Origin of the sequence: Maribacter spongiae (assembly GCF_047345125.1) — a bacterium.
Taxonomy (GTDB): Bacteria; Bacteroidota; Bacteroidia; order Flavobacteriales; family Flavobacteriaceae; genus Maribacter.
On record NZ_JBLFEQ010000001.1, the window covers coordinates 38,729 to 64,144 of the forward strand.

Genomic DNA, 25,416 nt, shown 5'->3' on the forward strand with positions numbered 1-25,416 from the left:
CTCGGAATTGCTAAAGCCTGTGTTAAACCGAAAATTAACGCATATAAATCCGTAACCGACGATTATACGAGACCGTTGTGTTTCATACTACCAGCCGTATATTTTAGCACTTTCGGTTTTTGCCAACGCTAAATTCCAACGCTCTGAAAAATACAATCTGAATTTCTTGTTTTCCAAAATTTGACAAACTATATTTGACACTTATTGTCAAGTAATAATTTTCAAATGGAAACAATCGGACAAATTTTACGGAATAAAAGACAAGCTCTCGGACTTCTTTTAAGGCAAGTTTCTGCCTATGTCGATATTGACCAAGCAATATTGAGTAAAATCGAAAGAAACGAGCGAAAACCGACAAAAGAAATGTTAGAGAAACTTTCGGAAATCTTAAAACTTGATAAAGACGAGCTTTTGGTAGAATTTATAAGTGATAAAATTGCTTATGAAATAGCAGACGAGGATTGTGCAAGTAAAGTGCTAAAAGTTGCTGAGAAAAAAATCAAATATTTAAAATCACACCCAATACAAAATTAACTATGCGAACATTAACAACCGATACAGAAAATACAAGCGTAGTTGAAGAACCTCAATTGGCAGTAAAATTTTATCCTAAAGCAAAAACCGAAAAAAAAGAACAAAAGGGAAAATCGACCTTAAATATGCTTTCTTTATTTTCTGGTTGTGGAGGAATGGATTTAGGTTTTGAAGGAGATTTTTCTGTTTTAAAATCTTCAGTAAACGAGGTTTTAAATCCAAACTTTATAGCGCAAGAACTCGACAATAACTTTATAAAACTCTCAAAAACACGTTTTAAAACAGTTTTTGCGAATGACATTTTAAAAGGTGCAAGAAACGCTTGGGTAAACTATTTTTCAAAAAGAGGACACAATGCAGAGGATTACCAAACTGACAGCATAGTTGATTTAGTAAAACTACACCAAAACGGAACAAAAGTTTTTCCGAGAAATATAGACATAGTAACTGGCGGTTTCCCTTGTCAAGATTTTAGTATTGCCGGAAAAAGAAACGGTCTTAATTCGCATAAAAATCACAAAGGAGAACTAAACACAGAAACTTGTGCAACAGAAGAAACTCGTGGTCAACTTTATATGTGGATGAAACAAGTTATTGAAATAACACAACCAAAAATTTTCATTGCAGAAAACGTAAAGGGTTTGGTAAATCTTTCAAACGTAAAAGACATTATTCAAAGTGATTTTTCTTCTACTGGAAATAATGGATATTTAGTTTTAAACCCTCGTGTTTTACACGCAGCAGATTATGGTGTTCCACAATCAAGAGAACGAGTTTTCTTTATAGGTATAAAAAAATCTGCTTTGAAAAAATCTGCACTTGAACAATTAGAAAAAGAGATTATTTCAGATAAATATAACCCATACCCTAAACCAACTCACGCATACACAACAGACGGCGAAGATTTAAAGCGTCACGTAGATTTAAAAGAACTTTTTGCAAACGTTAAAGAACCTGAAAAATCAAAAGATTTATCTCAACAATTTTACTCGAAAGCAAAATTTATGGGTAAACATTGCCAAGGTCAAATAGAAATAAAACCAGATGGAATCAGCCCAACGATTAGAGCAGAACATCACGGAAATATTGAGTTCAGAAGGCTATCGAAAAAGAACGGAGGAATATTAACCGAAGAACTTTCTAAAGGACTTAAGGAAAGACGATTGACACCAAGAGAGTGTGCCTTAATTCAAACTTTTCCACCTGATTATGAATTTGTAATTGCAAGCAAACAAGGTCGTAAAGGTTCGTATTTGGTAAGTCCTTCAAAAGCGTACAAAGTAATTGGTAATGCTGTTCCACCACTACTCGCCTATAATTTAGCAAAGAGAATAGAAAATGTTTGGGATTTATATTTTAAAAAATAATGGTAGTATCAGTTAATTCAGAACCACATAAAAGTGAGTTCAATGCTTTATTAAATTCTACAATTGAGGAATTAAACGCTCACGCAAAGAAGTCACCTAAAAAGATTGAGCAATTAAGAGGGAATAAACTAGAACCTTATGTTCGAGATGTAATGACCGATTTAGCAGTTGGTTCACAATTTGAAAATTCAATTGAACTAATTGGCGGTCAAAAATTCCCAGATATTGTAGCGAAAAAATTTTACGGAATAGAGGTCAAAACTACAACTCAAAATCATTGGAAAACAACAGGAAATAGTGTTTTAGAATCTACAAGAGTAGATGATGTAGAGCGAATTTTTATGCTTTTCGGTAAACTTGGAAAACCAATTGAATTTAGATGTCGTGCTTACGAAGAATGTTTATCGGAAGTCGTTGTTACGCATTCGCCAAGGTATTTAATCGATATGAACTTGGAAGAAGGCAAAACCATTTTTGACAAAATCAATACTTCTTACGATACTTTACGTCAAAAGAAAAACCCAATTAAACCAATTACGGATTACTACAAAAGTAAATTGAAACCAGGACAAGATTTGTGGTGGATTCAAGACACAGAGAAAGCGAGTAATCTTGTTATCAACATTTGGAATAATTTAAGTCTAAAAGAAAAGCAAGAGATAAAAAACAGAGCAATGGTCTATTTTCCCGAGGTTTTTAGTAATCGTGGAGATAAGTTTGCTCGACTTGCAATTTGGCTTATAACGAGAGAGGCTGTTGTTTGTCCGAATGTTAGAGATTTATTTACAGCTGGAGGAAAAGCCGATTATTTGATTAAAAACAAAACATATAAAAACATTCCGAGAGTATTTATCAAACTTTTTGACAATATAGATTCTGTTTTGGAAATCTTGATTAATACTTCTGCAATTGAGCTGACGGGATATTGGAATGAAAAAACGACCGAAAAGAAAAAAATTATGGATTGGATTGAGTTGGTTGGAATGAACTCAAAGTCAGTTCAAGGAGCAAAACATTTGGACATAAAACAAATGTTAACAGAATTAATACTCTGACGGATTTGCCAACGCTAAAAGTCATACACATTTGCAATTCGCTACAGCCAAAACACAAGCCAAAAATCGCAAAAGAGTATGTCTTTGCCAACGCTAGCAAGTTTGCGGGAAAAAGTACGAAAACACAACAAAGTATATAAAAAATAGCGGTTTTGGTGCTTAAACCAAAGTGAGTAAATATAAAAAAGGTCTGTGTTAAACCGAAAAGTGAGTGTATAAAATCCGCTACGTTTCATACACAAGACCGTTGTAAAACATTTAACTGAATGAGAATATTTCGAAATATCTATTTTATAATTTCCTTTTTATTCCTAATCTTTTTAGGAAACAATTATTATAAATATCAATTTGATAAAAAAATAGTGTTTGTAGATAAATCAAAAGAAGAGTTAATATTATATTTCAATGAGATTTGTTTAGGAGCAGAATATGGGAATTCAAAAAAGGTTACTCGAAAATGGAAAACACCACTAAATTTATATATAGTAAAAGATAAAAATTATAAAGAACAAATTGATTTTATAACAGAGTCAGTTGAAAAAATAAATGAATTAGTTTCTGATAATTTTAAAATTTCAATATCTAATGACCCTATAAATGCAAATGGTCATTTATTCTTATGTTCAGATGAAAAACTCAAAACTTACCCTGAACCTTTCAAGAAAATATTTAACAATGTGAATAAAAATAGTTTTGGCTTTTTTAACTATAATTTTCGTGAAAATATAATTCATAACACATCCATTTTTATTAACACATCAAAACCTATTGAATTTCAAAAAACTGCAATTATCGAAGAAATAACTCAATCACTTGGTTTTGGAAATGACTCTGATTTATACTCAAACAGTGTTTTTTATCAAGCTAAATACGATACAAAAAAGAGTGTCTTGAGCTTTTCCGAATTTGATAAAAAATTAATACAATTATTATATAACAAAAAAATAGAAACAGGATTGAACAGGTTAGAAACTGAACAGGTTCTAAGAGAAATTATTAAATAATAATGAATCTATAAAAAACGTTTTACAACACCGTATATAATTTATTGCTGGTTGATTTCCGGCAGGAAATCAAAGCGTATTAATTAACTTTGTGTCACGTCCGAAAATCATAGCGGATTTTCTCGCAACAAACCATAATACAAAACCGTTATAAGCAATTAAACCCGATAAAAATGAATAAGAACCTATTAATTCTAACATTTTCTCTTCTAATAGGCTTTTTGACTTATGCTCAAGAAACCTACAAGATTGGAAAAACCGAATATTATTATGGGCAATATTATTCGACAACAGGAAAACCACTCGTTAAGAGAAGTGAAGCAAACAAAAAGGAATTTTTAAAAGCTAAAGGCTATTATAAAATTCCATATGGATATGAAATTGACCATATCATTCCTCTATCAGAAGGAGGAACAGATGATCCAAGCAATATGCAATTATTGACTGTAGAACAACATAAAAGAAAAACTGCAAGAGAAAGAGCAAACAGAAGTAACTCTACTTATTCTACTACTAAACGGAATTATTATTCCAATTCGACATATAACAGCCTTTACAGAAATACTTCAAAACCAAAATCCACTTATTCTGGAACAAACAATAGCGGACGAACAATTTATACTGGAAGTAGAGGCGGAAAATACTACTACAATAGTAGCGGAAAAAAAGTCTATGTGAAATCTAAAAAAAGTACTTCAAATAGCTATTATTCGAGTCCGACTTATTCCTCGCCAAGTTATTCGATTCCGAGTAGTTCTTCAAGTAGAACAATTCAGACAGGTCCAAGAGGAGGAAAATATTACATAAATTCAAATGGAAATAAAACTTACGTCAAAAAAAAGAATTGAGAAATAACTGTGTACAACAATGTATAACCGCAATTACGGCGTCCTCGATAGCTATCGATACGACTATGCCCAAACCCCTGCATACCGTAGGCAGGCACACGGAATTGCTAAAGCCTGTGCTAAACCGAAAATTAACGCATATTAACCCGTAACTGACGGTTATACGAGACCGTTACAGGGCATTTGAAAAACAGCTCATTACCGCATCAAAAAGGCTCATATCGTATCATTGTTTTCGTATATCTATCGGATAAAAACGAATCATATCGTATCAGTAATAGTGTTTTTTGTAGTTTTGTTTTATGGAAAATAAAGTGCATACGTATAAATTAAATATTGATTGGGAACTCATTAGGTTAATTAGCCAAATAGACAGGTTTGATGCTTCTTGGACTTCCATAGAAAAGAAGGAAGGACAAAGCTTAAAGCAACTCAAAACAATTGCTACTGTTAGAAGTGTTGGGGCATCGACAAGAATTGAAGGCTCGAAATTATCTAATGAAGAAGTTGAGGTTCTGCTTAAGGAAATAGACATAACGAAAATTGTTGATAGAGATTCCCAAGAAGTCGTTGGTTATTTTGAGACATTAGACATAATCTCAGAATCTTTTCAAGATATTCCAGTAACTGAAAATGGTTTAAAAAGCTTACACAACACATTATTGAAATACAGTCAAAAGGACAAATGGCATAAAGGGGATTATAAACAACATCGTAATGCTGTGGAAGCAAACCTGCCTGATGGCACTCGACAAATTATTTTTCAAACAACAGAGGTAGGATTTCCTACAGAGGATGCAATGCGAGAACTCGTGGATTGGTATGCTACTGACAAAGAACCCCACCCCTTAGTGAAATGTGCTTTGTTCGCTTATGAATTTGTAAGTATTCACCCATTTCAAGATGGAAATGGAAGACTGAGTAGATTACTTGCAACTTTACTTTTATTAAAAAACGGATATAAATGGATAGAGTATGTAAGTTTTGAGCACGAAATTGAAAGTAGGAAAACAGAATATTATAGAGTATTGCGTGGGTGTCAGGCGCAAAGACCAAATGAGGATGTAACTGATTGGATACGATTCTTTTTTGATGCTCTTGGTAATATTCAAAGACAATTAATGAAAAAGTTGGAAAGCAAAGGGGTAGAAACAAGACTGTCGCCACGAGAAAAATCTATCTTGACATTTATAGAAAATAATGCAGGATGTAAATCTGGGGATATTGCCAAAAAACTTGGTATTCCAAGTCCGACTGTTAAGCGGGTTTTGCCAGAATTAATAAAACAAAACCTAATTGAAAAATATGGAACTGGACCAGGAACAAATTATTCAATAAAATGAAAACGCCCTATAACAATGTATATGTAATGCCGAATGTGGTGGTTAATTTGAGCTTTAGCTCTCGTACTAACTTCATCACGGTCTGACAGGAAAGAGCTTCAGACTTCGGCACTCCACATACACCAACCGTTCTACACCATTTGAATAAAACAAAAATCCATACTACGAAAAAACTTGAAAAGTTGGTCAAGAAATTGATTTCGACCGAACAAAATACCGATTCGGGAAAACTTGGGAAATGGAACGCAACGGTTTTCTACGTGGACAGAAAAAAATGCTGGTTACTTACGAATGGAATTACCAAATACAACGTGATATTGACGGATATCAAAACGGCGGACTTGATAAACATCGAGACAATTTTCAAAGAGTCGTTATATGGACAACTGGTTTACGACGGAATAATAATGGACTTTGAAAAGTTGGACGCGACAATCGGACAGTTGGAGTTTTTGCCGACCGACAGTGACCGCAGTACGACCGGATTTCAAAACCAAAGGCTTTATGAACTGGACTGGTGGAAACGTGAATTTGAAAATCTTGAAAATATGCCAATAAGGGATTTGACCAATCGAATGAACGATGCGCCGATCCGAATCGGAAAAGGCTATCAAGTATCAGCATATACGGACTCCATTAAGGAAATGAAAAAAATGTTGATTGAATAAAAAACGGTGTACAACAATGTATAACCGCAATTACGGTGTCCTCGATAGCTATCGGGACGACTACGTCCGAATCCACTCGGAATTGCAAAGGTCAGTGCTAAACCGAAAATTAACGCATATAAACCCGTAACTGACGGTTATACTGAGCCGTTATCTTCAATAGCTCAAAAAAGTTTAATGTTCGTGGATAAATTAAAAAAGGAATTTAGGGAATGGATTTATGAAAATAAATTTGGAAAATGGATTTGGCGTGCCTTTTTAATTTTTTTCTTAGCCTATTGTCTGCTAAATTTTTTTGGTGTTGTAAGCTAGATTTAAATATACAAACCTGAATATCCTACTCAAGCGCAACTGTTGCGATGGACTTTGCTCATCTGAAAAAAATGAAAACGAAATAGGATATCATGAAAGACGTGTGGATGGAATTGCCAATCTGAAAGTAACTGTTGCGTAGACGGACTTCTTACTCGGACAGACTAAATGGACATGGGGAATTTAATCTTGCTGTCTCAAAGTACTGATTATAGTCCTTAGAGCCGAAACAACGGACCGAACTTCCCTCCTATCAAAAGTGTCCTCCTCAACATAGAACAACATTTCTAAGGCCAAATCCAGATGCTTGGCCAATTTCTCAGGAGAACCATAACTTTCATCTATCATCTCAAACAAATCATCTTGTTGTTTCTCACACATAACATAGTCCGATATATAGGACTATAAATCTAAACAATATTTGGGACTTTAGCCCCATGACTAAAATTAGGGATGAAAAATACTTAAAGGCACTCGGCAAGAGACTAAGACGGATCAGAACCGAAAAAGACATCTCTACCTACGATCTCTCCTACGAATCCAATGTTTCCCGTAGTCAGATAAACGCAATAGAAAGAGGCGATATCAACACGACAATTTGTACCCTTAAGGCTTTGGCCGATGCTTTGGGATTGGAAGTCAAAGATTTAGTGGATTTTTAGACGACCCGCCGTTATAATGGACTTTACTCGGGCGGAATAAAAAAGAAAATAGCGGAGCGTGCTTACTCGAACGTGTCGCTACAGAAGATAACAATACCTATAATTAATTGCGGTGGATTTCCTTGGTGGAAATCCTTAATTTTATGCAATGGTTTGAATCTAGGCGGACAATTTCCGATGGAAATGTCCGCAACGAAACCATACACAATAACGTTACCTGTAAGCTAAAAAATAAGATTATGACCGAAAAAATGATTTTTAAAGCTGTTCTCGTGTTATTTTAGTTTGAACGAATTTAATGTGCGAAAAACGGACAAATTAATGAAAAATAAATCTTTAAGGTATTTGTCGATTGCCATAGCCCTTCTATTTTTCAGCTGTGAGTACCAATTCTCGAATGATTATTATAAAGAAATAGAGCTAATCGAACCTTCCGCTAGCTTAAGCTTAAATAATTTCAACGATGGTGACACTTTTAGAGATACGAAAGACATTACGTATAACTATTCAGCACCTAGCAATAATCAATTGTACGAAATACAATTCTATGTCGATGGCACCCTCGTAGATACCTATACGCAATCAATAGGCTCATTTTCGCTAAACATTGAAAATTTAGAAGATGGTGAACACATCTTACGCGTCGAGTACTACTATAAAACCAATTCAGGCAGTTTGGCCGAAGTTGTTGGTGCAGAATCTTATTTCAATATAGAGGAGTTTTCTTTTACGGTAGATAAAAAAGGCATCGCATTAGAAATAGAGGATGTTGAATTGGTTGATGGTTCTATTTTCATCTACTTTGATGACTATTCGTTAATCGAAGAGATTGGTGAAAGCTTAACCCCAAGGCTTTTAATTTATGACGAATTAGATCAGCTTATAGGTCAATTAGATTTAACTAAAGCGATTTTGGAAAGTGGCGTTATTAATGACAATATATCCTTAGATCTCAACTTACGATACAAAATCAGAATTGAAAACAGTTTCGGTTTTATCGATTCCGAAATGAAAGAAATCACTATTCCTGATACTTTCGAGTTGAGCGTACCATCAACAGCCGATGGCGATTTTCATTTTCAATGGACGGATTATCCCCTATACAACAACATCAAAAATGCGCTTCTGGTTTATGATACCTCTGGTTTCAGAGATGAAGTCGGTATTGATATTACCGCTAATGAATTAATACACAATGCCCCTTTCGATAATTATGTTTTCGGTAGAAAATATGATTACCGTTTAGAGTTGACCGCCAATGACAATAACCTGTCGTATTATCAAACACCGAGAAAACAGTTAACAGGTGAGTACTATCGTGGTGAAGTGTTCGAGGTAGATAATTACAAGCGATTTTTGTACAATGAACTAACCGACAAGCTGTATGCCTTAAGTGTTCAAGATGATGGTTCAATTTATATTGATGAATTAAATCCAAACACCTTAGCGCTGATAAAAAGAAATTTAATTATCAATTCGAACAATGCTATTGGTGACTTCTCTTTTAATCAAAGCAATAATTTTATAGTTGACTTAAATACAAAATCAATAGAGGTCAACAGCACTACTTTTAATATCATTAGCGAATACCAAATATCAGAATTCAACAGCGCAGCGCAGACAAATACTACAATTGCCAGATTTAGAAATAATACATTCGCTATTGATGACGTTGAGAATTTTAAGACTGTGATGGTCTATGATATTCCGTCTAAAGATTTGGTAATTGAGAGCTATCGACGTAGGAGCAATACATTCGGCATGTCGGTCAATGGCAATTACTTGAACATTAATAGTAAAATTTATCGCAAAACAAATAGCAGTCTGACCGAGGTCTATGCACATGAATATGATAATAACGAATTGCATACGGATTATAGCCTCGATACCAACAAAGTATATTTGGCAACAAGTTTTGTGAGGGAAGTAGATTTGTTGACGTCAGCGATAAATCAGATTCCGAACCACTCGAATAGAGATCGAGTAGAATACATACCCTCACAGGGCAAGATTCTATCGCTACAGTCTGAATATTACTTGGTATTCTATGATTTAAATTCAGGTACTACCAATAGTAAAAGAATAGAAATTCAAGACGATGACTACTTCTATTTAGCACAGAAAGACTTTCTGATTTCGCCTAACGGATATGTTTTAAAAGATTTCCAATAATTATGAGGATACTAATTTCAATACTATTATTGGTTTCATCGTTTGGCGTTTTTTCGCAAAGCGGAAAACTTGTTTTTGAAACCAATTATAACACCTTTTCACAAGCATCACTTTCAGATTTTCAAGAGGAGTTTAAGGCTGATTTGCCAGAAATACCGATTCAAACAACCGACGATTTCCCTGGAAACATTGGTTTCACTCTGGGTTATGAAATAGTAAATGCCAATGTGCTTGTTTTTGGGAGCTACAATACCACAGGTGGAAAACTATCGTATTCAGATTTTTCAGGGGTCGTGAGAATTACGGAATCTTTAAAAGGGTATACTTTAGGTGCTGAATATTTAGTGCCTTTCAATAAAACAGATAGTAATTTCACTCTTGGCTTGCGTGGATTTGGAATGTATTCAACAATGAGTTTGGAGAACTTCACCGAGATATTAGATGACGTAACAGAAGAAAATATAGATTTTCAATCGATAAACTTGGGTGTTGGGGCACGGGTAATTTATGAGTATCCGTTATCATTTTTGATTATCAAGGCATCGGTAGGTTTTGATTTAACTTTTGGTGGAACCCTGATGTTTCAAGAGAACAGCGATTTTCACTTAGAAAACAATGCCGGTGAAAAGGTCAAAACAAATTGGACAGGCTTAAGAACCGCTCTCGGTATAGCAATCCCATTAAATAATCAATAGCAGCTTTAATTTTACTTTGAACGAAATACAAAATTACTAAAATCAAAAAGCCAACAGGTAACACAACCTATACGTAATGCGGACTTTTGAGCTAAAACGAAAGGTTTGCGTATTTTTCTAAAGACCGCAAAATCTTTTGGATTTTGCTCTGTACAGGAAAGAATAAATCAAAACCAAAAGATTTCGCTATGTGCGCGGCGGAAAGCAAACGCCAGTTTGCTCCCGCACTACGCTTAGCCGAACCGTTGTGCAATATTAGAGGATGACCAATTTAGACAAATTATTAACCCACACTTTTGTGACTAATTTATTAGATGACAGTAAATTAATACTTGTCGATTATGATTTAAGTCTATCAGATGTTGAATTAGAAAAGGACCCTGAATTTTCGGAATTTGAGTTTTATATTCATAATACTGGATTTTATGGTGTTCATTTACTAGAGTTATGCAAACAACTTGAAAATGCATTGGAATTATTTTCAAACTTCAACTATTCAAAAAAGGAAATAAGCAGAGGCGACCATATAACATATAATATTGAAAATTATATAATCCGACTTTCATCATTAACTGACCGAATTTTGCAAACAATAAATGCAGTATTTCATTTAGGAATAGACGAAAAAGACGTTAATGAAAGAGTAATCATAAGAAATCTTAAAGTATCAAGAACTGAAACTACAAAACACTTTAATGAATTTAAAAAAACGCTAAATGGATATAGTAGTGAGAGAAATACAATTGTTCATAGACATTCCTATCTTGACAATCAGTTAAGACGAATTCAAATGTTTTATCATTTAGACTTTTCAAAAAAACTTCTGAATGAAAAACCGTATTTTAAACATTTTAGAAAAAAGGAATTAACGGACTTTATAAAAGAAAAAAAAGAGGAATTTCATAAAACGAATGAGAGTTGTTTTAAAAGTATGCTACCGATTTTTAACGACTTAAATTTATAATATGAAAAAATGAAACGAAAATTAAAATAACATTGCACAACACCGTATATAAAAAATTGCTAGTGTTAGGCTAAAACAAAGGTCGTTGCACGTTTGCTACGTCTGATTTTTCTTCGGAAAACCCTCTGTAAGCTTCCCTTAAAATGAAGGCTTCCCTGTTTTTCGTACAGTTTAAAAATCAATTATTTTTAAATTTTACCCTTACTTTGTTACAAAATATTTTAAATTTTACCCTTACTTTGTTACAAATTGGTTAAAAAATGAAATTTAAAAGACATGCCACTGCTTATTTGAAGGATTGGAAAGTCAGTAAAAACAGGAAACCGCTCATATTGAGAGGGGCAAGGCAGGTAGGAAAGACGACCTTGGTAAAGGAATTTGCCAAGAACTATAAGCATCATATTTTCCTAAATCTTGAAAAAGCATCGGATACAAGGTTTTTTGAAACTTATGATGATGTTGGAACACTTGTAGAGGCATTATTCTTATCCAATAACATCAGTCCGAAGGAACAGGGGAATACTTTGCTCTTTATTGATGAAATACAGGAATTACCCAAAGCTATTCGATCATTGCGTTATTTTTTTGAGGAAGTTCCCGATTTAAACGTCATTGCGGCCGGGTCCTTATTGGAATTTGCCATGAAGGATGTAGAGAGTTTTCCCGTGGGCCGTATCGAATATTTGTATCTCTATCCTTTAAATTTCCATGAGTATCTAGGGGCCATTCAACATACTGCCGCTATGGAACAGTTGAATGCTATTCCCCTTAAACCCGTGGTACATAAAGTTTTGTTGGATCTGTTCCATAGATATGCCATTATTGGTGGCATGCCGGAAATTGTGAAAACAGATATAGAAAATAATAATTTGGCAGAACTCCCCAAGGTCTATGAAAGTATATGGGGGACGTATAAAAATGATGTGGAGAAATATGCTTCCAACGGAAGTCAAAGGAGGGTAATCAAACATATTACGGATACGGCCCATCTTTATATTGACCAGCGTATTAAATTCCAAAATTTCGGAAAGTCAAATTATAGGTCCAGGGAAGTAGGGGAAGCCATGCGTAATTTGGATGCCGCTAAAATCATACAATTGATTTACCCTACCACGGATATAGAACCACCGATGAAACCCGACATCAAAAAATCACCAAGGTTACAAATTTTAGATACAGGTCTGGTGAATTATACTTTAGAAATACAGGCCCAAATGTTAGGAATGGAGGATTTGGACAATACGTTCAAAGGAGCCATAATACCGCATCTGATAATCCAAGAGGTCATATCATTGAATACAATAACAGATACGAAACCAAATTTTTGGATCCGTGAAAAGAAACAGTCTTCCTCGGAAGTAGATTTGGTATATCCGCATGGTAATAAGATCATTCCCATAGAAATTAAATCGGGCGCAACGGGGACATTGAAATCCCTGCATCAATTCATGGACAAGGCAGGCCACCCATATGCTATTAGAATGTATGCGGGAGAATTTAAAGTGGAAAATTCAACAACAATAGAAGGCACTTCTTTTTTATTAATGAATTTGCCTTATTATTTGGGAACGCAATTACCAAAGTATATCGAGTATTTTGTAAGCAATTATTCTTTTTATTAAGTAAAGCCGTACCCCTCTTTTTCTTTATAGAAAAATAGAGATAATGATTAACATTATTGTTTAATGAATTCGATTAAAGAATTGTATTTTGGGTGTAAAGGCCGAACATAAAAAGAGACTAATAATTACAGTATATGCTATTACTATTTAAAAAGAAGTGCTTATGAAGTTTGAATTTCATGATTCCAAATTAAATTCCATTTTTGGGTTCACGGACGATATAAAAACCTATGAAGACAGCTTTTCCCTAAAGGATGGGAATATTAGTATTCTTTGGAATAGAAATGAGGAACCCATAGATTTTTGTATCGATGGCTTTACCATAGAATTGCTTCCAAATCAGTTGGTGACCACTACCTACCTCCAACATGTTAGTTTTTCAAGAACACGGCTTCCTTTGACCGCATTTCTGTTCAACAGGGAGTTTTATTGTATAAATGACCATGACAGCGAGGTTTCCTGCAATGGGATTCTTTTTTTTGGCACTCAGGATTTACCCATAGTTACCGTTCCCGAAACACAGTTGAATAAATTCAATTTGTTGTTCGAAATTTTTGTAGAGGAGTTTTCTACCAAGGACAAGATACAGGGAGATATGCTTCAGATGCTGCTAAAAAGGTTGATCATTATTTGTACAAGGTTGGCCAAAGAGCAGCATACTATAAAGGTGCTGGACAATGATCAATTGGACGTTGTGCGAAAGTTCAATGTTTTGGTGGATACACATTTTAGGACAAAACGAAAGGTGAGCGAGTATGCCGATCTTCTTTTTAAAAGCCCTAAAACACTTTCCAACCTTTTTGCGTTGTACGGTCAAAAATCTCCACAGCAGATTATTTTGGAACGCGTAGCCCTGGAGGCCAAACGCCTTATGAACTATACGGATAAGCAGAATCAGGAAATCGCCTATGAACTGGGCTTTAACGATCCGGCGCATTTTAGCAAGTTCTTCAAGAAAATGACCGGTACCTCCCCCTCTCAATTTAGGGAAATGATCGAGCTTTCCGCCTAAAGGGAAATTTGTACCAGTACTCGGGCAATGGCTCCTAACATAACCCTTATTTGTTGTCGCATCTTTGTAGTGTAATTAAAAACAAGACAAGATGAAATTAAGACATATATCCATTTTCAATCTTATTGAAATATTTAGACAAAGCAAAAAAGAGACTGTAAATACGATAAGTCCCAAAACACATTGCGATCAAAAACACCATCATGATTTTTATTGTGATACGGAGAAACCCTTTATATCAATTTAATTCAATAACATTTTAAATTCTATATTATGAGCACGTTTAATGTACCCAAAAGAGAAGAAGTAACAGCGAATAACCAGGCAATTTTTGATAATTTGGAAAAAGCCCTAGGTTTTGTACCAAATCTATATGCCACCTATGCACATTCAGAAAATGCATTGGGAAACTATTTGGCATTGAGCAATGTCAAAACCTCCTTGAACGCTAAGGAAAAAGAAGTAGTAAACCTTGCCGTAAGCCAAGTTAACAATTGTACATATTGTTTGTCCGCACATACGGCGATAGGAAAAATGAACGGATTTACAGATGAACAGATCATTGAATTGAGAGGTGGTAACGCTTCTTTTGATACAAAGTTCGATGCCTTGGCAAAATTGGCCAAAAATATTACCGAGAACAGAGGTGCTACGGATGCCGAGGTAGTAGATAATTTTTTAAATGCCGGATGGACCAAAGAAAACCTGGTAGATACCATTGTTTTGGTCGGTGATAAGACCATTTCCAATTATCTGCACAAAACTACGGATGTTCCCGTGGATTTTCCAGTAGCCCAACCTTTAGAGGCAGTTGAAGCGTAAAATACAAATAAAAGCGAAGGCCGTCCGCTAAAGTATGGTCAAAATCAAAATTAGTATAAACAAGATTCCTTAATTAAAAGGAATATCAAAAATCACAAATCATGAAAAAAGTAATCACAGTAATTGTATTGGCCCTTGGTACTATCTTATCCACTAACGCACAGGATAAAATGATGAAAGATGCGCCTAAGACCATTGCATTGGAGCAAACACCGGGAGAATTTACCCAAAAGCAAATTACAGTATCAGCAGGTACTTATGTATTTGAAATTTCCAACAATGCCGTGGGTCATAATGTAGGCTTTGTTTTGGTAAAAAAGGGACAAGATGCCTCCAAACCGGAGAACCACATCCAGACTGCCTATGTAACGGAGCAAGTGGCAACAGGCAAAAAGCAATCATCAAAACCTACAAAATTGGAAAAAGGGGAGTATGTATATTTCTGCCCGTTAAACCCAACATCTACGGATAACACGTTGATTGTATTATAAAATTTGTTCAAGTGTTTAATAAAACCCCTATTGGTCTATTGCCAATGGGGGTTTTTGCTTTAAAACTCAAACCTCAATTGCACGGATATTGCTTCTTCCCCATTCTCTTTTTCTTTCTTTTCCGTATTCAGATTGGCCAATGAAATACCGAGCAACCTTACGGAATTTTGAAGTTCTTCCTGGTATAGCAATTCCTTTGCCGTTTCTAGGATAAGTGCTTTTTCCCAAATAAAATAAGGGAGTGTCTTGCTACGTGTGTTCAACGTAAAATCACTGTACTTAATTTTAAGGGTTACCGTTTTTCCGGCAATATTGGATTTCTTGAGGCGATGTTCCAGCTCATGGGCAATATGTTCCAAACGTTCCAGCATAAATATTTCACTGCTCAGGTTTTCACGAAAGGTACGTTCCGCTCCTACGGATTTTGGAGTCCTGTGCGGTTTTACGGCGCTGGTATGGATACCTCTTACCACATGATAGTAGTAACTGCCACTTTTCCCAAAGTGTGTCTCTAAAAAATCCAGTGATTTTGCCTTCAGATCGTGTCCCGAAAAAATACCCAGTTTATACATTTTCGCTGCCGTAACTTTGCCTACCCCATAAAACTTTCGGATTTCCAGACCTTCCAAAAAAGCGATTACCTCTTCTGGATTGACCGTTTTTTGACCATTAGGTTTATTGATATCACTGGCCACCTTGGCAATAAACTTGTTGATGGAGATACCCGCAGAGGCGTTCAAACCGGTCTCCTTCAGGATACGCTTCCTTATTTCCCTTGCGATAAGCGTAGCGGACGGATTTCCCTTTTTATTAACGGTAACATCCAGATAAGCCTCATCCAGGGACAAGGGCTCTACCAGATCTGTATATTCTAAGAAAATAGTACGGATTTTTTTTGATATTTCCTTATAGCGGTCAAAACGGGCCTTAACAAAGATCAGTTCAGGGCAATTGCGTTGGGCCAAAACGCTGCTCATGGCACTGCGTACCCCAAATTTCCTTGCTTCATAACTGGCGGCTGCCACAACGCCCCTTTTGGAACTTCCACCAACGGCAATAGGCTTTCCCCTAAGCTCAGGATTGTCCAACTGCTCCACGGAAGCATAAAAGGCATCCATATCCACATGTATTATTTTGCGCAGGGGAAGATTATTTGCCATTCTACAAAATTAGCCTATATTAATTGGATGGGATTCAAGGGAAGAACAGCAATTATTCTTGGGGCTACGGGTTTAACGGGAAACATCTTGCTTCAATACCTCTTGGAAGATGCCCGTTATGCCAAAATAAAACTCTTTTCAAGATCCAGTGTTGGTCTGGACCATGCAAAATTGGAAGAATTTCTGGTAGATTTGTTTCACTTTGATTCATTTCAAGATGAGTTTAGGGGAGATACGGTTTTTTGCTGTATAGGAACTACCGCTGCAAAAACCCCGGATAAGGAGCTGTATCACAAAATAGATTATGGTATTCCCGTGGCCGCCGCTAAAATTGCCCGGCGGAATGGCATTCCTTCCTTTATAGTTGTTTCGGCTTTGGGCGCAGATTCCGATAGCCGTATTTTTTATAATCGTGTCAAAGGAACAATGGAAATGGCTATTTTAAAGCGGCAAATACCCAAAGTACATATATTACAGCCATCATTGATCGGAGGCAACCGAAAAGAAAACCGAACGGGCGAACGGGTTTTTAAACAAATAATGAAAGTGGTCGACCCTATTTTGATAGGCGGATTGGAAAAATATAGATCTATTCGACTAGAACAAATTGTACAAGCCATGATCTGGTTGGATAACCATACCTATGAGAAAGAACGCATACCTTCGGATGAATTACAAAAGTTGGCAGGACCATGATTGAAATTGAACGTAAATTCTTAGTAAAATCCAATAAGTATAAGCCTGAATCCACTTCGCAAAGCGAGATTGTACAAGGCTTTTTAAGTACACATCCGGAACGTACGGTTAGGGTTCGCATAAAAGGAAAAAGTGGTTTTATTACAGTGAAGGGAAAATCGAATACAAGCGGAACCTCCCGTTTTGAATGGGAAAGGGAAATCGATATTGACGAAGCCAGAGTACTGCTGGCACTTTGTGAAAAACCCATTTTAGAGAAAAAACGATATCTTGTCCCTGTCGGGAACCATCTGTTCGAGGTAGATGAATTTTATGGAGCGAATAAAGGACTTATTGTGGCCGAAGTGGAATTGGGTTCTGAAAATGAACCTTTTGAGCAACCTGAATGGTTGGGCAGGGAAGTAACGGGAGATGTTAAATATTACAATTCGCAATTGACCATAAAACCTTATAATACATGGAACTTATGAAAAATCTAGCATTTATATTGTTCGTCATAACGATACTTTCCTGTAAGCGGGAACAGCTTGCAAAACAAGAAGTTTTAAACACAACGGAGGAAATTAAGCCATCTGCCAAGCAGATCAAAGAGGAACTCACCGCAAAAGGCTTTCAAATAATTGATTATGTAGACGAAAAGGCTAAGGACACCGTGTTAATGCAGCAATATTTTATCGCATTTTTAAAAAGAGGGGACAATAGATCGCAATCCAAAAAGGAAACGGACAGCTTGCAAGCATTACATTTGGCACATTTGGGAAAAATGTATGAACTGGGCCATGCCGATATTTCCGGGCCTTTTGGAGATGATGGCGAAATTAGGGGAATAACCATTTACAATACACCTACGCAGGAAATGGCCGATAGTTTGGCAAACGCAGATCCCATGGTCATGGCGGGAAGATTGGTCATAGAGGTACATCCCTGGTGGGCGGCCAAAGGCTTTCCACTTAGATAGGGATATAACATCAAGCTCGGCATCCGAATGTGAATTAAAGATAAGGGATTAACGCTTTCCTATTTTGCAAAGACCCCATCCTTTTCTATTAGGGGGATCATAGTGAGATTAGCGGTGACAACACTGCTTTTTTCAAATAAAAAACGTTTCTCGTACAGTTTGCCATCCGCATAATAGGTTACAAAAAATTCGTTGTTCAATTGTAGCACATCTTCTTGGACCACCTCTATTTTTTCATAGGATTTAGCAGCAACATTACCAATGGCATGGCGCATGGTAGATGTTTTTTGGTCTCCGTTATACCCTTTGGATACTATGATGACCATTTCTATGGGAGAAGTACGATCGTTCAAAATATAAGCATTCCAATCTTTGGAAAGAAACTCCTCGTTCCATTCGTGGACTAGGGCCACATATACATCCTTGGCTATAGGGATTTCAATATCCTTTTTCATAAAGCCCTAGTACAATGCACGTTTAAACTGTTCCAAAAAGCGAATGTCGTTTTCGCTCAATAAACGGATATCGGAGATTTGATGCAGCAAAAGGGCAATACGGTCAATACCCATACCAAAGGCAAAACCGGAATATTCATCGGGATCGATATTGCAATTGCGTAGTACGTTTGGATCCACCATGCCACAGCCCATAATTTCCAACCAGCCCGTTCCTTTGGTCATTTTATAGTCCGTCTCGGTCTCCAGGCCCCAATACACATCTACCTCCGCACTGGGTTCCGTAAAGGGAAAATAGGAGGGGCGTAAACGAATCTTGGATTTTCCGAAAAGTGCTGTAGTAAAATATTGTAATGTCTGTTTTAAATCGGCAAAAGATACGTCCTTATCAATATAGAGCCCTTCTACCTGATGAAAGAAACAATGGGAACGGGCGGAAATTGCCTCATTCCTATATACCCTCCCTGGAGATATGGTACGAATGGGAGGTTTATTGTTTTCCATATACCGTACTTGGACCGATGAGGTATGTGTGCGTAATAAAATATCGGGGTCGGTCTGCACAAAAAATGTGTCCTGCATATCCCTGGCCGGATGATATTCCGGGAGGTTCAATGCCGTGAAATTGTGCCAATCATCCTCTATTTCAGGGCCTTCGGAAACGTTAAAGCCAATTCTGGAAAAAATCTCTATAATCTGATTTTTTACGATGGATATCGGGTGGCGGGCCCCTAATTCTTCGGGTTCACCCGGCCGTGTTAAATCCCCGTAAATTCCTTTTTCTTCCGTATTGCTCTCCAAGGCATCCTTAAGTGTGGTTACCTTATTGGTAGCTGCCTGCTTTAGCGTGTTGATGGCTTGGCCAAATTCTTTTTTTTGTTCATTGGGCACGTTTTTGAACTCACCAAAGAATGTGTTCAACACTCCCTTTTTACCCAAATATTTTATGCGGAAGGTTTCAATGGCCGCAGCGGTATCCGCCGTAAATTGTTCAACCTCTTCAATGTGCTTCTTTATCGTCTCTATCATGGCTATGGACTAAAGCGGCAAATTTAAGACATTTAAAATAGCAGGGCTTATTTTTTAGGGGATTTTGAAAAGGCAGAAATGTAGATTAATATTCATCTTTCACATTGTTTTTGACCCATTCCAAGCAACTTTCAAAAGTATCGAAGATGTGTTCTTCCGGAATTAGGTCGGGAATAACATCTACTCTCTCCAGCATATATCTGGGTTGTTTTAATACATCTACAAGAAGTACGTTGATATTTGAATTCTCAAGGTCTATTAAAACATCCTCTAAGGCATATAGCCCCGACTGATCTATGTATTGCATGCGCCCCATTCTGATAATTACGGAAGAAGCGGTTTTTGGAATTTGCTCCGCCAATGCCTGAAAGTCGCTTGTCGAACCAAAAAACAATGGCCCTTTTAGATGTTTAATGAAGACTTCTTCCCGTAGGTTTTTTGGGAAACCCGATTCGTCGGGCCATGCTTTTTCCTTTTCCAGGGTCTTGACATCTGATCGTTCCGCAGTTAGGTCCCCCATTTTTTTCATGAACATAAGTGATGCGATGACCAGTCCGATACCTACTGCATAAATCAAATCCCAAAAAGTGGATAAAACCATGACTATGATCATCACGATTACCTCGGAACTCAGCTTTAGGGGGCCAAATTTCAAATCTCTTGGCAGACTGGGAATGGCTTTAAGACCCTTATAATCCATAACGCTGATTCCCACTGTGATTAAAATTCCCGCTAGAACAGCTGCTGGAATTTGAGAGGCAACAGGACCTAAGGTCAGCAATATCAATAAAAGCAAAACCCCGGCGATCATTCCCGAAAGCTTGCTTTTACCTCCCGAATTTATATTCACTACGGTTCTGATAGTTGCCCCGGCACCCGGCAGCCCCCCAAAAATTGCCGCAATACTATTGCCGATCCCCTGGCCCAAAAGCTCCTTATTGGGACTGTGTTTGGTCTTGGTCATGTTATCCGCTACTACAGAGGTCAACAGAGAGTCTATGGCTCCCAAAATAGCCAGGGTCAAGGCGGTAAACACATAGGGCGTAAAAGCGTTTAGCTTAAATGTAGTGAATATCTCCATATTTGGAATGGGCAGGCCATCGGGTATTTGTTCAATGGGACGATAATCCAAACCAAAAGCGTATGCCGCTCCGGACACAATTATTAACCCTACAAGGGTACTTGGAATAGCGGTCGTTATTCTTTTAAAGCCAAAAATGATAATGATCGTAGCCAGCGTCAGGCCGAGCTCCAACCAGTTGATGTTTTTGAGTGCCCTGGGCAACGCCTTTATAGAACCTATAACACCGGACGAGGCCGAACCGGCCAAGGTTTTGGCCTCTTTTAAGATGGCGGAGGCCGTAACCTCATTCGAACGCTTTATGGTTTCCTCAAAATCCTCTAAGACCAAAATACCTTCCTTGGCTTCTTCACGTAAGATACTTTCTAAAATTAATTCCTCCGCTTCGGGTTTAAATTTAGCTACAAAGGCCGTATCTTCTTTTGGATAATAACCAATGGCCGGTAAAATTTGGGTGATGATGATAATCAAACCAATGGCCGTCATAAAACCGGATACCACGGGATAAGGAATATATCTAATGTATTTGCCCAATCCCAATAGCCCAAGACCGATCTGAAATAGTCCGGCCAGTAAAAATATCGTTAGAATTGCGGGCAATGCTTTTTCTACTTGACCGTCATAGATGGCAACGATACCTGCTATAATTACCATACTTACTGCCGTCATAGGTGCGGTCGGACCTGAAATCTGGGTGTCGGTACCACCAAAAAGCGCAGCAAAGAAACTTATGAAAATAGCTCCGTAAAGCCCGGCACTGGGCCCTAGGCCAGAACTTACCCCAAATGCCAGTGCCAGCGGCAGGGCTACAATACCTGCGGTAATACCGCCAAAAAAATCTCCTTTGAGATTAGAGAATAGGTTTTTCATCCGTTGTTGTTTGTTTTTTTGAGGTCCGACATAATTTGCCGATCAACATTTCTGTTAGTACTAACATTATCTTCAATTTGAATAGATAGTGTTGTTTTTCAATAGGATAAGATAATATTTTTAAAGCAAAAAGCCAATGCATTTGCATTGGCTTTACTTTAAACATCGTGGTATTTTATTCCGAAAAGGTAACTTTTGCATTATTGATATCATACATGGCACCCACTATTTTAATTTCCCCATTATCTTCCATTTCTTTGAGGACGGGACTTGTTTTTCTAATGGTGTCTATCGTCATTTGTACGTTTTTTAGGGCTACCTCATTTACAAAATCAATGTTTTTGGAATTCCTTAGCGAGGCGTCCACAGGCTCTTTAACGGCATCTACGGCAAGGGTTATCTTATCTAACAGAATAGTGAGATTTCCCAGTTTGGCCCCGTCACATGCCCCTTTGACCGCTCCACAAGCGGTATGCCCCAGAACTACAAGGACTTTGGTTCCGGCCAATTTGCAGGCGAATTCTATGCTTCCCAAAAGGTCTTCATTGGCTATATTCCCGGCCACTCTGGCACTAAAAATATCTCCGACCCCTTGATCGAAAATGAGTTCTGCGGAAACCCTTGAATCAATGCAACTTAGAACAGTTGCAAAGGGGTATTGCCCTGTAGCCGTATCCTTCACCTGCTCCAATAGGTTTCGGTTTATTGCATTGTCCGCAACAAACCTGGCATTGCCTTCCTTTAACAATTGAATTGCGGAATCTGGCGTAATCGCCGCTTGGGTCTCTTTTGTATGTGCTTTCATTTTTTTAACTTTTTTAATGTGATGTTAGGCCGATTTTGGTCTCAGCTTAAAAAATTCAATATAACTATCGGGGTTTTCGGTAATGCCCCGTTCAGAGATCAGTTTAATGTCGATATTCCTATTTTTGGCCTTTCCGGAAAAATCTTCAAGGATTTCAATAATATCATTATCCAGGTATCGCGTATTTCGTACATCCAATTCAAGATACGAATCTTTGGGGATACTGTCCAATTCTTTTAAAATGGCCCCTTTGTTGAAAAAAGTCACTTCCTCCGCCAAGGTCATTTTTATCTTATGGATTCCATTGCTTTTATCCTCAATATGCAGAAAATGCGAGTTTTGATAGCTTTTTATCAAAATGACCACGACACCAACGGCCAATCCCAAACCAATGCCGACCAATAGGTCCGTAAAGACAATGCCTAAGACGGTCACCGTAAAAGGAATGAATTGTTTCCAACCTAACTGATACATTTTTTTGAACAATGCCGGTTTTGCCAATTTATAACCGACTATAAGCAGGATGGCGGCAAGCACGGACAAGGGAATCATGTTCAATAATCTGGGGATTAAGATTACAGAGATCAATAAGAAGAACCCATGGATAATGGCGGACATTTTTGATCTTCCCCCGGATTGAATATTGGCAGAACTACGCACGATTACCTGCGTGATCGGGAGTCCTCCGACCATGCCGGATAATATGTTTCCGGTTCCCTGTGCCAATAGCTCCCTATTAGTGGGAGTTACATTTTTATAGGGATCCAGTTTGTCCGTAGCTTCTACACAGAGCAAAGTTTCAAGACTTGCCACCAGGGCAATGGTAAATGCGGTAATCCAGATTTGGGGATTGGAAATGGCCCCAAAATTAGGAAAGCTGAATTGTGCTAAAAATGATGTAGCATCTTCTGGAATAGGAACGCTTACCAGATGATCAGATGAAATGGAGATCGTTTCACTATCCATGGTAAGGACATAAAAAATAATACCAACGGCCACGGCCACTAAAGGACCTTGTACAAGTTGAAAAATTTTACCTTTTTTGGCGAGAACTTTATCCCACAACAATAGGATGGCCAAACCAATTACGGCCACTAGCGTAGCACCGGGACTTATGTTGTTGACGGTTTGAAAAATTTCCGAGAAAGTATTCTGACCGTCCGTTTCAAAAAACACGAAATTACTTTCGGGATTGTATCCAAAAAAATGTGGAATCTGTTTTAGGATAATAATTATCCCGATGCCGGTAAGCATTCCCTTAATGACAGAGGAGGGGAAATAATATCCTATGATCCCAGCTTTAAGGATTCCGAACGCCAATTGGATGGCTCCGCCCAAAACAACGGCTAAAAGAAAATTCTGATAACCTCCCAAGGCACCGATAGCGGTTAAGACGATAGCGGCCAATCCTGCGGCTGGTCCGCTGACCCCTATTTGGGAACCACTTAAGGCACCCACAACAATACCACCGATAATGCCGGCGATCAAACCGGAAAACAAAGGTGCCCCACTGGCCAGGGCAATACCCAAACATAAGGGTAGGGCAACAAAAAATACAACGATACTTGCAGGCAAGTCGTTTTTTATATATTTGAACATATTTAAAAATTATATTGTCTTCGACCTATAGGAAGACAGGTTAGTAATAAGAATAATGAAAAGACTAACCCATGTATTCGGGCGGTGGAATACTAACTTCTAAATAAGCAAATGTGTAGTTGGCGATATAAGTAGCTGCTAAAGATGATTTTTGGTGTTCCGATAAGCGAAAATCATTGACCCAGGAATAAAACAGGAAATTTTTCTCGCCAATCTCCTTTTTTTCCTCTTTTTTATTTTCCTCCTCGTTAAAATCCATAACCATGGCTTTGCAGTCTCTGTCCAATAATACTATTACGGACGGAGCAAGAATAGCCATTGTAAGTATCGAGGAAAGAAAAAATATTAAAATGGTCTTTATCATAAATTTTCCTGAAACGAAAACAGCAAATATAGCGGTATTGCTATTGGATCGTTGTTAAAATTGTTTTAAAAATCCTTTAACAATTTTATATCCCCAGAGAGGATCCAACCGGTTTTTCCATCCGAGATCCTGATTTTTTTCCATTCGTTTAATTTATCCAGAACGTTTACCTTGGTTCCGGCGTGTAATGAAAATACTTCTTGACTAGAGGGGTTAGGTTCTGATTTTATGCCAATTTCATCGGCAAAGACAATAGCGGGCTGTTCGGCTTCAAAATCGTTAAACTGCGTGAAGGCAAAAAGTACCGCTACTATTGTTATGAACAGTGAAATCAAGCTACTGATAAAGGCCCATCTTTTTCTAGCGGAATATCGGGAATAATAAAATGTGATATAAAGTAGTACGAACAATAGCATGAATACAATTGCTAAATAAGCCCATTGGTCAAAGGAAAATATAGTTGTAATGGATTTGTAAAGTTTTGACAATCCTGTTTCCGGCAAGGTTTCTATGGCATCTAAAGTCATATTACGGGCATAGCCAAGATTGTTTTTTATTTCCGGGTCATTGGGCGTTAGCAGCAATGCCTTTTCATAATAGTATATACTGGACGCTATCTCATTTAGCTTGTAGTAGGAGTTTCCAAGATTAAAATAAACCGCTGCGGAATGTTGGCCGCTTTCCAATATATCTAGATAATGATCTATTGCTTTTTGATAATTACCTTCATTGTATTCGGAGGTAGCTTTATTAAAAACAGCTTCATTTTGGGCGTTGGACCAAATTGAAAAACAAAGACAATACAGAATGAAAATCTTTTTGCCCATA

The 25,416-nt window shown here is 37.3% G+C and carries 28 protein-coding genes; 19 read left to right on the forward strand and 9 right to left on the reverse strand.

Going from position 1 to position 25,416, the window contains the following annotated elements:
• Positions 1 to 225: 225 nt before the first annotated feature.
• The 7 genes from ACKWB9_RS00170 (at position 226) to ACKWB9_RS00200 (ending at position 6,819) form a co-directional block, all read left to right on the forward strand.
• On the forward strand, positions 226 to 534 hold the full coding sequence (locus tag ACKWB9_RS00170) for a helix-turn-helix domain-containing protein (RefSeq protein WP_414000948.1): 309 nt from the start codon (positions 226 to 228) through the stop codon (positions 532 to 534).
• 2 nt (positions 535 to 536) lie between these two features.
• A complete protein-coding gene (locus ACKWB9_RS00175; RefSeq protein WP_414000949.1) occupies positions 537 to 1,901 on the forward strand; it encodes a DNA cytosine methyltransferase in 1,365 nt (454 codons plus the stop codon).
• Entirely contained in the window at positions 1,901 to 2,956 is a 1,056-nt protein-coding gene (locus ACKWB9_RS00180; protein ID WP_414000950.1) for a hypothetical protein, read from the forward strand. The genes ACKWB9_RS00175 and ACKWB9_RS00180 overlap by 1 nt, the downstream gene beginning before the upstream one ends.
• Positions 2,957 to 3,222: 266 nt before the next feature.
• The gene (locus tag ACKWB9_RS00185; protein ID WP_414000951.1) at positions 3,223 to 3,960 is read left to right on the forward strand and encodes a DUF2927 domain-containing protein; all 738 of its coding nucleotides are present in this window, start codon (positions 3,223 to 3,225) and stop codon (positions 3,958 to 3,960) included.
• 173 nt (positions 3,961 to 4,133) lie between these two features.
• Positions 4,134 to 4,808: an HNH endonuclease signature motif containing protein gene (locus ACKWB9_RS00190; RefSeq protein ID WP_414000952.1), complete on the forward strand. Its 675-nt coding sequence runs from the start codon at positions 4,134 to 4,136 to the stop codon at positions 4,806 to 4,808.
• 302 nt (positions 4,809 to 5,110) lie between these two features.
• The gene (locus ACKWB9_RS00195) at positions 5,111 to 6,151 is read left to right on the forward strand and encodes a Fic family protein (RefSeq protein WP_414000953.1); all 1,041 of its coding nucleotides are present in this window, start codon (positions 5,111 to 5,113) and stop codon (positions 6,149 to 6,151) included.
• Between the two features lie 140 nt (positions 6,152 to 6,291).
• Positions 6,292 to 6,819 carry a DUF6933 domain-containing protein gene (locus ACKWB9_RS00200; protein WP_414000954.1) on the forward strand — a complete coding sequence of 176 codons (528 nt, stop codon included), beginning with the start codon at positions 6,292 to 6,294 and terminating at the stop codon, positions 6,817 to 6,819.
• 495 nt (positions 6,820 to 7,314) lie between these two features.
• On the opposite strand, the gene ACKWB9_RS00205 is transcribed toward ACKWB9_RS00200, so the two are convergent.
• A complete protein-coding gene (locus tag ACKWB9_RS00205) occupies positions 7,315 to 7,512 on the reverse strand; it encodes a hypothetical protein (RefSeq protein ID WP_414000955.1) in 198 nt (65 codons plus the stop codon).
• Positions 7,513 to 7,568: 56 nt separating this feature from the next.
• Here ACKWB9_RS00205 and ACKWB9_RS00210 point away from each other — a divergent pair, with 56 nt between their 5' ends.
• The 8 genes from ACKWB9_RS00210 to ACKWB9_RS00245 all read left to right on the forward strand — a co-directional run bounded on the left by ACKWB9_RS00210 (position 7,569) and on the right by ACKWB9_RS00245 (position 15,571).
• Positions 7,569 to 7,793, forward strand: coding sequence for a helix-turn-helix domain-containing protein (locus tag ACKWB9_RS00210; RefSeq protein ID WP_414000956.1), 225 nt, complete (start codon positions 7,569 to 7,571; stop codon positions 7,791 to 7,793).
• A 321-nt stretch (positions 7,794 to 8,114) separates the two neighbouring features.
• A complete protein-coding gene (locus ACKWB9_RS00215; RefSeq protein WP_414000957.1) occupies positions 8,115 to 9,965 on the forward strand; it encodes an Ig-like domain-containing protein in 1,851 nt (616 codons plus the stop codon).
• Positions 9,966 to 9,967: 2 nt separating this feature from the next.
• Entirely contained in the window at positions 9,968 to 10,660 is a 693-nt protein-coding gene (locus tag ACKWB9_RS00220; RefSeq protein ID WP_414000958.1) for a hypothetical protein, read from the forward strand.
• Positions 10,661 to 10,922: 262 nt separating this feature from the next.
• Positions 10,923 to 11,624 carry a Cthe_2314 family HEPN domain-containing protein gene (locus tag ACKWB9_RS00225; RefSeq protein ID WP_414000959.1) on the forward strand — a complete coding sequence of 234 codons (702 nt, stop codon included), beginning with the start codon at positions 10,923 to 10,925 and terminating at the stop codon, positions 11,622 to 11,624.
• Between the two features lie 260 nt (positions 11,625 to 11,884).
• Positions 11,885 to 13,246: an ATP-binding protein gene (locus tag ACKWB9_RS00230; RefSeq protein WP_414000960.1), complete on the forward strand. Its 1,362-nt coding sequence runs from the start codon at positions 11,885 to 11,887 to the stop codon at positions 13,244 to 13,246.
• 163 nt (positions 13,247 to 13,409) lie between these two features.
• Positions 13,410 to 14,258: a helix-turn-helix domain-containing protein gene (locus ACKWB9_RS00235; protein WP_414000961.1), complete on the forward strand. Its 849-nt coding sequence runs from the start codon at positions 13,410 to 13,412 to the stop codon at positions 14,256 to 14,258.
• A 273-nt stretch (positions 14,259 to 14,531) separates the two neighbouring features.
• Positions 14,532 to 15,080: a carboxymuconolactone decarboxylase family protein gene (locus ACKWB9_RS00240; RefSeq protein WP_414000962.1), complete on the forward strand. Its 549-nt coding sequence runs from the start codon at positions 14,532 to 14,534 to the stop codon at positions 15,078 to 15,080.
• A gap of 101 nt (positions 15,081 to 15,181) precedes the next feature.
• Positions 15,182 to 15,571, forward strand: coding sequence for a cupredoxin domain-containing protein (locus tag ACKWB9_RS00245; RefSeq protein ID WP_414000963.1), 390 nt, complete (start codon positions 15,182 to 15,184; stop codon positions 15,569 to 15,571).
• A 59-nt stretch (positions 15,572 to 15,630) separates the two neighbouring features.
• Here the strand turns inward: ACKWB9_RS00245 and dinB are convergent, their stop codons facing one another.
• Positions 15,631 to 16,731, reverse strand: coding sequence for a DNA polymerase IV (dinB, locus tag ACKWB9_RS00250; RefSeq protein ID WP_414000964.1), 1,101 nt, complete (start codon positions 16,729 to 16,731; stop codon positions 15,631 to 15,633).
• Positions 16,732 to 16,758: 27 nt separating this feature from the next.
• Here dinB and ACKWB9_RS00255 point away from each other — a divergent pair, with 27 nt between their 5' ends.
• From ACKWB9_RS00255 to ACKWB9_RS00265, 3 genes are read left to right on the forward strand one after another with little or no spacing between them, the layout of a single operon-like run.
• On the forward strand, positions 16,759 to 17,427 hold the full coding sequence (locus ACKWB9_RS00255) for an NAD(P)H-binding protein (RefSeq protein WP_414000965.1): 669 nt from the start codon (positions 16,759 to 16,761) through the stop codon (positions 17,425 to 17,427).
• Entirely contained in the window at positions 17,424 to 17,897 is a 474-nt protein-coding gene (locus ACKWB9_RS00260) for a CYTH domain-containing protein (RefSeq protein ID WP_414000966.1), read from the forward strand. The genes ACKWB9_RS00255 and ACKWB9_RS00260 overlap by 4 nt, the downstream gene beginning before the upstream one ends.
• Complete coding sequence (locus ACKWB9_RS00265; RefSeq protein ID WP_414000967.1) at positions 17,894 to 18,385, forward strand: YciI family protein; 492 nt, start codon at positions 17,894 to 17,896, stop codon at positions 18,383 to 18,385. Before ACKWB9_RS00260 ends, ACKWB9_RS00265 begins: the two co-directional genes overlap by 4 nt.
• A gap of 59 nt (positions 18,386 to 18,444) precedes the next feature.
• Here the strand turns inward: ACKWB9_RS00265 and ACKWB9_RS00270 are convergent, their stop codons facing one another.
• The 6 genes from ACKWB9_RS00270 to ACKWB9_RS00295 form a co-directional block, all read right to left on the reverse strand.
• Entirely contained in the window at positions 18,445 to 18,840 is a 396-nt protein-coding gene (locus ACKWB9_RS00270) for a hypothetical protein (protein ID WP_414000968.1), read from the reverse strand.
• A gap of 6 nt (positions 18,841 to 18,846) precedes the next feature.
• Positions 18,847 to 19,869: a phenylalanine--tRNA ligase subunit alpha gene (pheS, locus tag ACKWB9_RS00275; RefSeq protein WP_414000969.1), complete on the reverse strand. Its 1,023-nt coding sequence runs from the start codon at positions 19,867 to 19,869 to the stop codon at positions 18,847 to 18,849.
• Between the two features lie 85 nt (positions 19,870 to 19,954).
• Positions 19,955 to 21,820, reverse strand: coding sequence for a SulP family inorganic anion transporter (locus tag ACKWB9_RS00280; protein WP_414000970.1), 1,866 nt, complete (start codon positions 21,818 to 21,820; stop codon positions 19,955 to 19,957).
• Between the two features lie 175 nt (positions 21,821 to 21,995).
• Positions 21,996 to 22,625 (reverse strand): carbonic anhydrase family protein, encoded by a 630-nt coding sequence (locus ACKWB9_RS00285; RefSeq protein WP_414000971.1) that lies wholly within the window; start codon positions 22,623 to 22,625, stop codon positions 21,996 to 21,998.
• Positions 22,626 to 22,649: 24 nt separating this feature from the next.
• Entirely contained in the window at positions 22,650 to 24,224 is a 1,575-nt protein-coding gene (locus tag ACKWB9_RS00290) for a SulP family inorganic anion transporter (protein WP_414000972.1), read from the reverse strand.
• A 64-nt stretch (positions 24,225 to 24,288) separates the two neighbouring features.
• Positions 24,289 to 24,483 carry a hypothetical protein gene (locus ACKWB9_RS00295; protein ID WP_414000973.1) on the reverse strand — a complete coding sequence of 65 codons (195 nt, stop codon included), beginning with the start codon at positions 24,481 to 24,483 and terminating at the stop codon, positions 24,289 to 24,291.
• Positions 24,484 to 24,487: 4 nt separating this feature from the next.
• On the opposite strand from ACKWB9_RS00295, the gene ACKWB9_RS00300 reads away from it, so the two are divergent.
• Positions 24,488 to 24,646 (forward strand): hypothetical protein, encoded by a 159-nt coding sequence (locus ACKWB9_RS00300; RefSeq protein ID WP_414000974.1) that lies wholly within the window; start codon positions 24,488 to 24,490, stop codon positions 24,644 to 24,646.
• A 7-nt stretch (positions 24,647 to 24,653) separates the two neighbouring features.
• Here the strand turns inward: ACKWB9_RS00300 and ACKWB9_RS00305 are convergent, their stop codons facing one another.
• Complete coding sequence (locus ACKWB9_RS00305; RefSeq protein WP_414000975.1) at positions 24,654 to 25,415, reverse strand: tetratricopeptide repeat protein; 762 nt, start codon at positions 25,413 to 25,415, stop codon at positions 24,654 to 24,656.
• Between the last annotated feature and the right edge of the window lies 1 nt (position 25,416).

What these genes read in the sequence shown, in the direction of transcription:
- ACKWB9_RS00205 (WP_414000955.1), bottom strand. Translation starts at nt 7,512, where the DNA reads ATGTGTGAGAAACAACAAGATGATTTGTTTGAGATGATAGATGAAAGT.
- ACKWB9_RS00240 (WP_414000962.1), top strand. Translation starts at nt 14,532, where the DNA reads ATGAGCACGTTTAATGTACCCAAAAGAGAAGAAGTAACAGCGAATAAC.
- pheS (WP_414000969.1), bottom strand. Translation starts at nt 19,869, where the DNA reads ATGATAGAGACGATAAAGAAGCACATTGAAGAGGTTGAACAATTTACG.
- ACKWB9_RS00175 (WP_414000949.1), top strand. Translation starts at nt 537, where the DNA reads ATGCGAACATTAACAACCGATACAGAAAATACAAGCGTAGTTGAAGAA.
- ACKWB9_RS00265 (WP_414000967.1), top strand. Translation starts at nt 17,894, where the DNA reads ATGAAAAATCTAGCATTTATATTGTTCGTCATAACGATACTTTCCTGT.
- ACKWB9_RS00230 (WP_414000960.1), top strand. Translation starts at nt 11,885, where the DNA reads ATGAAATTTAAAAGACATGCCACTGCTTATTTGAAGGATTGGAAAGTC.
- ACKWB9_RS00280 (WP_414000970.1), bottom strand. Translation starts at nt 21,820, where the DNA reads ATGAAAAACCTATTCTCTAATCTCAAAGGAGATTTTTTTGGCGGTATT.
- ACKWB9_RS00285 (WP_414000971.1), bottom strand. Translation starts at nt 22,625, where the DNA reads ATGAAAGCACATACAAAAGAGACCCAAGCGGCGATTACGCCAGATTCC.
- ACKWB9_RS00215 (WP_414000957.1), top strand. Translation starts at nt 8,115, where the DNA reads ATGAAAAATAAATCTTTAAGGTATTTGTCGATTGCCATAGCCCTTCTA.
- ACKWB9_RS00245 (WP_414000963.1), top strand. Translation starts at nt 15,182, where the DNA reads ATGAAAAAAGTAATCACAGTAATTGTATTGGCCCTTGGTACTATCTTA.
- ACKWB9_RS00185 (WP_414000951.1), top strand. Translation starts at nt 3,223, where the DNA reads ATGAGAATATTTCGAAATATCTATTTTATAATTTCCTTTTTATTCCTA.
- ACKWB9_RS00220 (WP_414000958.1), top strand. Translation starts at nt 9,968, where the DNA reads ATGAGGATACTAATTTCAATACTATTATTGGTTTCATCGTTTGGCGTT.
- ACKWB9_RS00180 (WP_414000950.1), top strand. Translation starts at nt 1,901, where the DNA reads ATGGTAGTATCAGTTAATTCAGAACCACATAAAAGTGAGTTCAATGCT.
- ACKWB9_RS00195 (WP_414000953.1), top strand. Translation starts at nt 5,111, where the DNA reads ATGGAAAATAAAGTGCATACGTATAAATTAAATATTGATTGGGAACTC.
- ACKWB9_RS00305 (WP_414000975.1), bottom strand. Translation starts at nt 25,415, where the DNA reads ATGGGCAAAAAGATTTTCATTCTGTATTGTCTTTGTTTTTCAATTTGG.
- ACKWB9_RS00255 (WP_414000965.1), top strand. Translation starts at nt 16,759, where the DNA reads ATGGGATTCAAGGGAAGAACAGCAATTATTCTTGGGGCTACGGGTTTA.
- ACKWB9_RS00260 (WP_414000966.1), top strand. Translation starts at nt 17,424, where the DNA reads ATGATTGAAATTGAACGTAAATTCTTAGTAAAATCCAATAAGTATAAG.
- ACKWB9_RS00290 (WP_414000972.1), bottom strand. Translation starts at nt 24,224, where the DNA reads ATGTTCAAATATATAAAAAACGACTTGCCTGCAAGTATCGTTGTATTT.
- ACKWB9_RS00300 (WP_414000974.1), top strand. Translation starts at nt 24,488, where the DNA reads ATGGCTTTGCAGTCTCTGTCCAATAATACTATTACGGACGGAGCAAGA.
- ACKWB9_RS00170 (WP_414000948.1), top strand. Translation starts at nt 226, where the DNA reads ATGGAAACAATCGGACAAATTTTACGGAATAAAAGACAAGCTCTCGGA.
- ACKWB9_RS00270 (WP_414000968.1), bottom strand. Translation starts at nt 18,840, where the DNA reads ATGAAAAAGGATATTGAAATCCCTATAGCCAAGGATGTATATGTGGCC.
- dinB (WP_414000964.1), bottom strand. Translation starts at nt 16,731, where the DNA reads ATGGCAAATAATCTTCCCCTGCGCAAAATAATACATGTGGATATGGAT.
- ACKWB9_RS00225 (WP_414000959.1), top strand. Translation starts at nt 10,923, where the DNA reads ATGACCAATTTAGACAAATTATTAACCCACACTTTTGTGACTAATTTA.
- ACKWB9_RS00210 (WP_414000956.1), top strand. Translation starts at nt 7,569, where the DNA reads ATGACTAAAATTAGGGATGAAAAATACTTAAAGGCACTCGGCAAGAGA.
- ACKWB9_RS00235 (WP_414000961.1), top strand. Translation starts at nt 13,410, where the DNA reads ATGAAGTTTGAATTTCATGATTCCAAATTAAATTCCATTTTTGGGTTC.
- ACKWB9_RS00190 (WP_414000952.1), top strand. Translation starts at nt 4,134, where the DNA reads ATGAATAAGAACCTATTAATTCTAACATTTTCTCTTCTAATAGGCTTT.
- ACKWB9_RS00295 (WP_414000973.1), bottom strand. Translation starts at nt 24,483, where the DNA reads ATGGATTTTAACGAGGAGGAAAATAAAAAAGAGGAAAAAAAGGAGATT.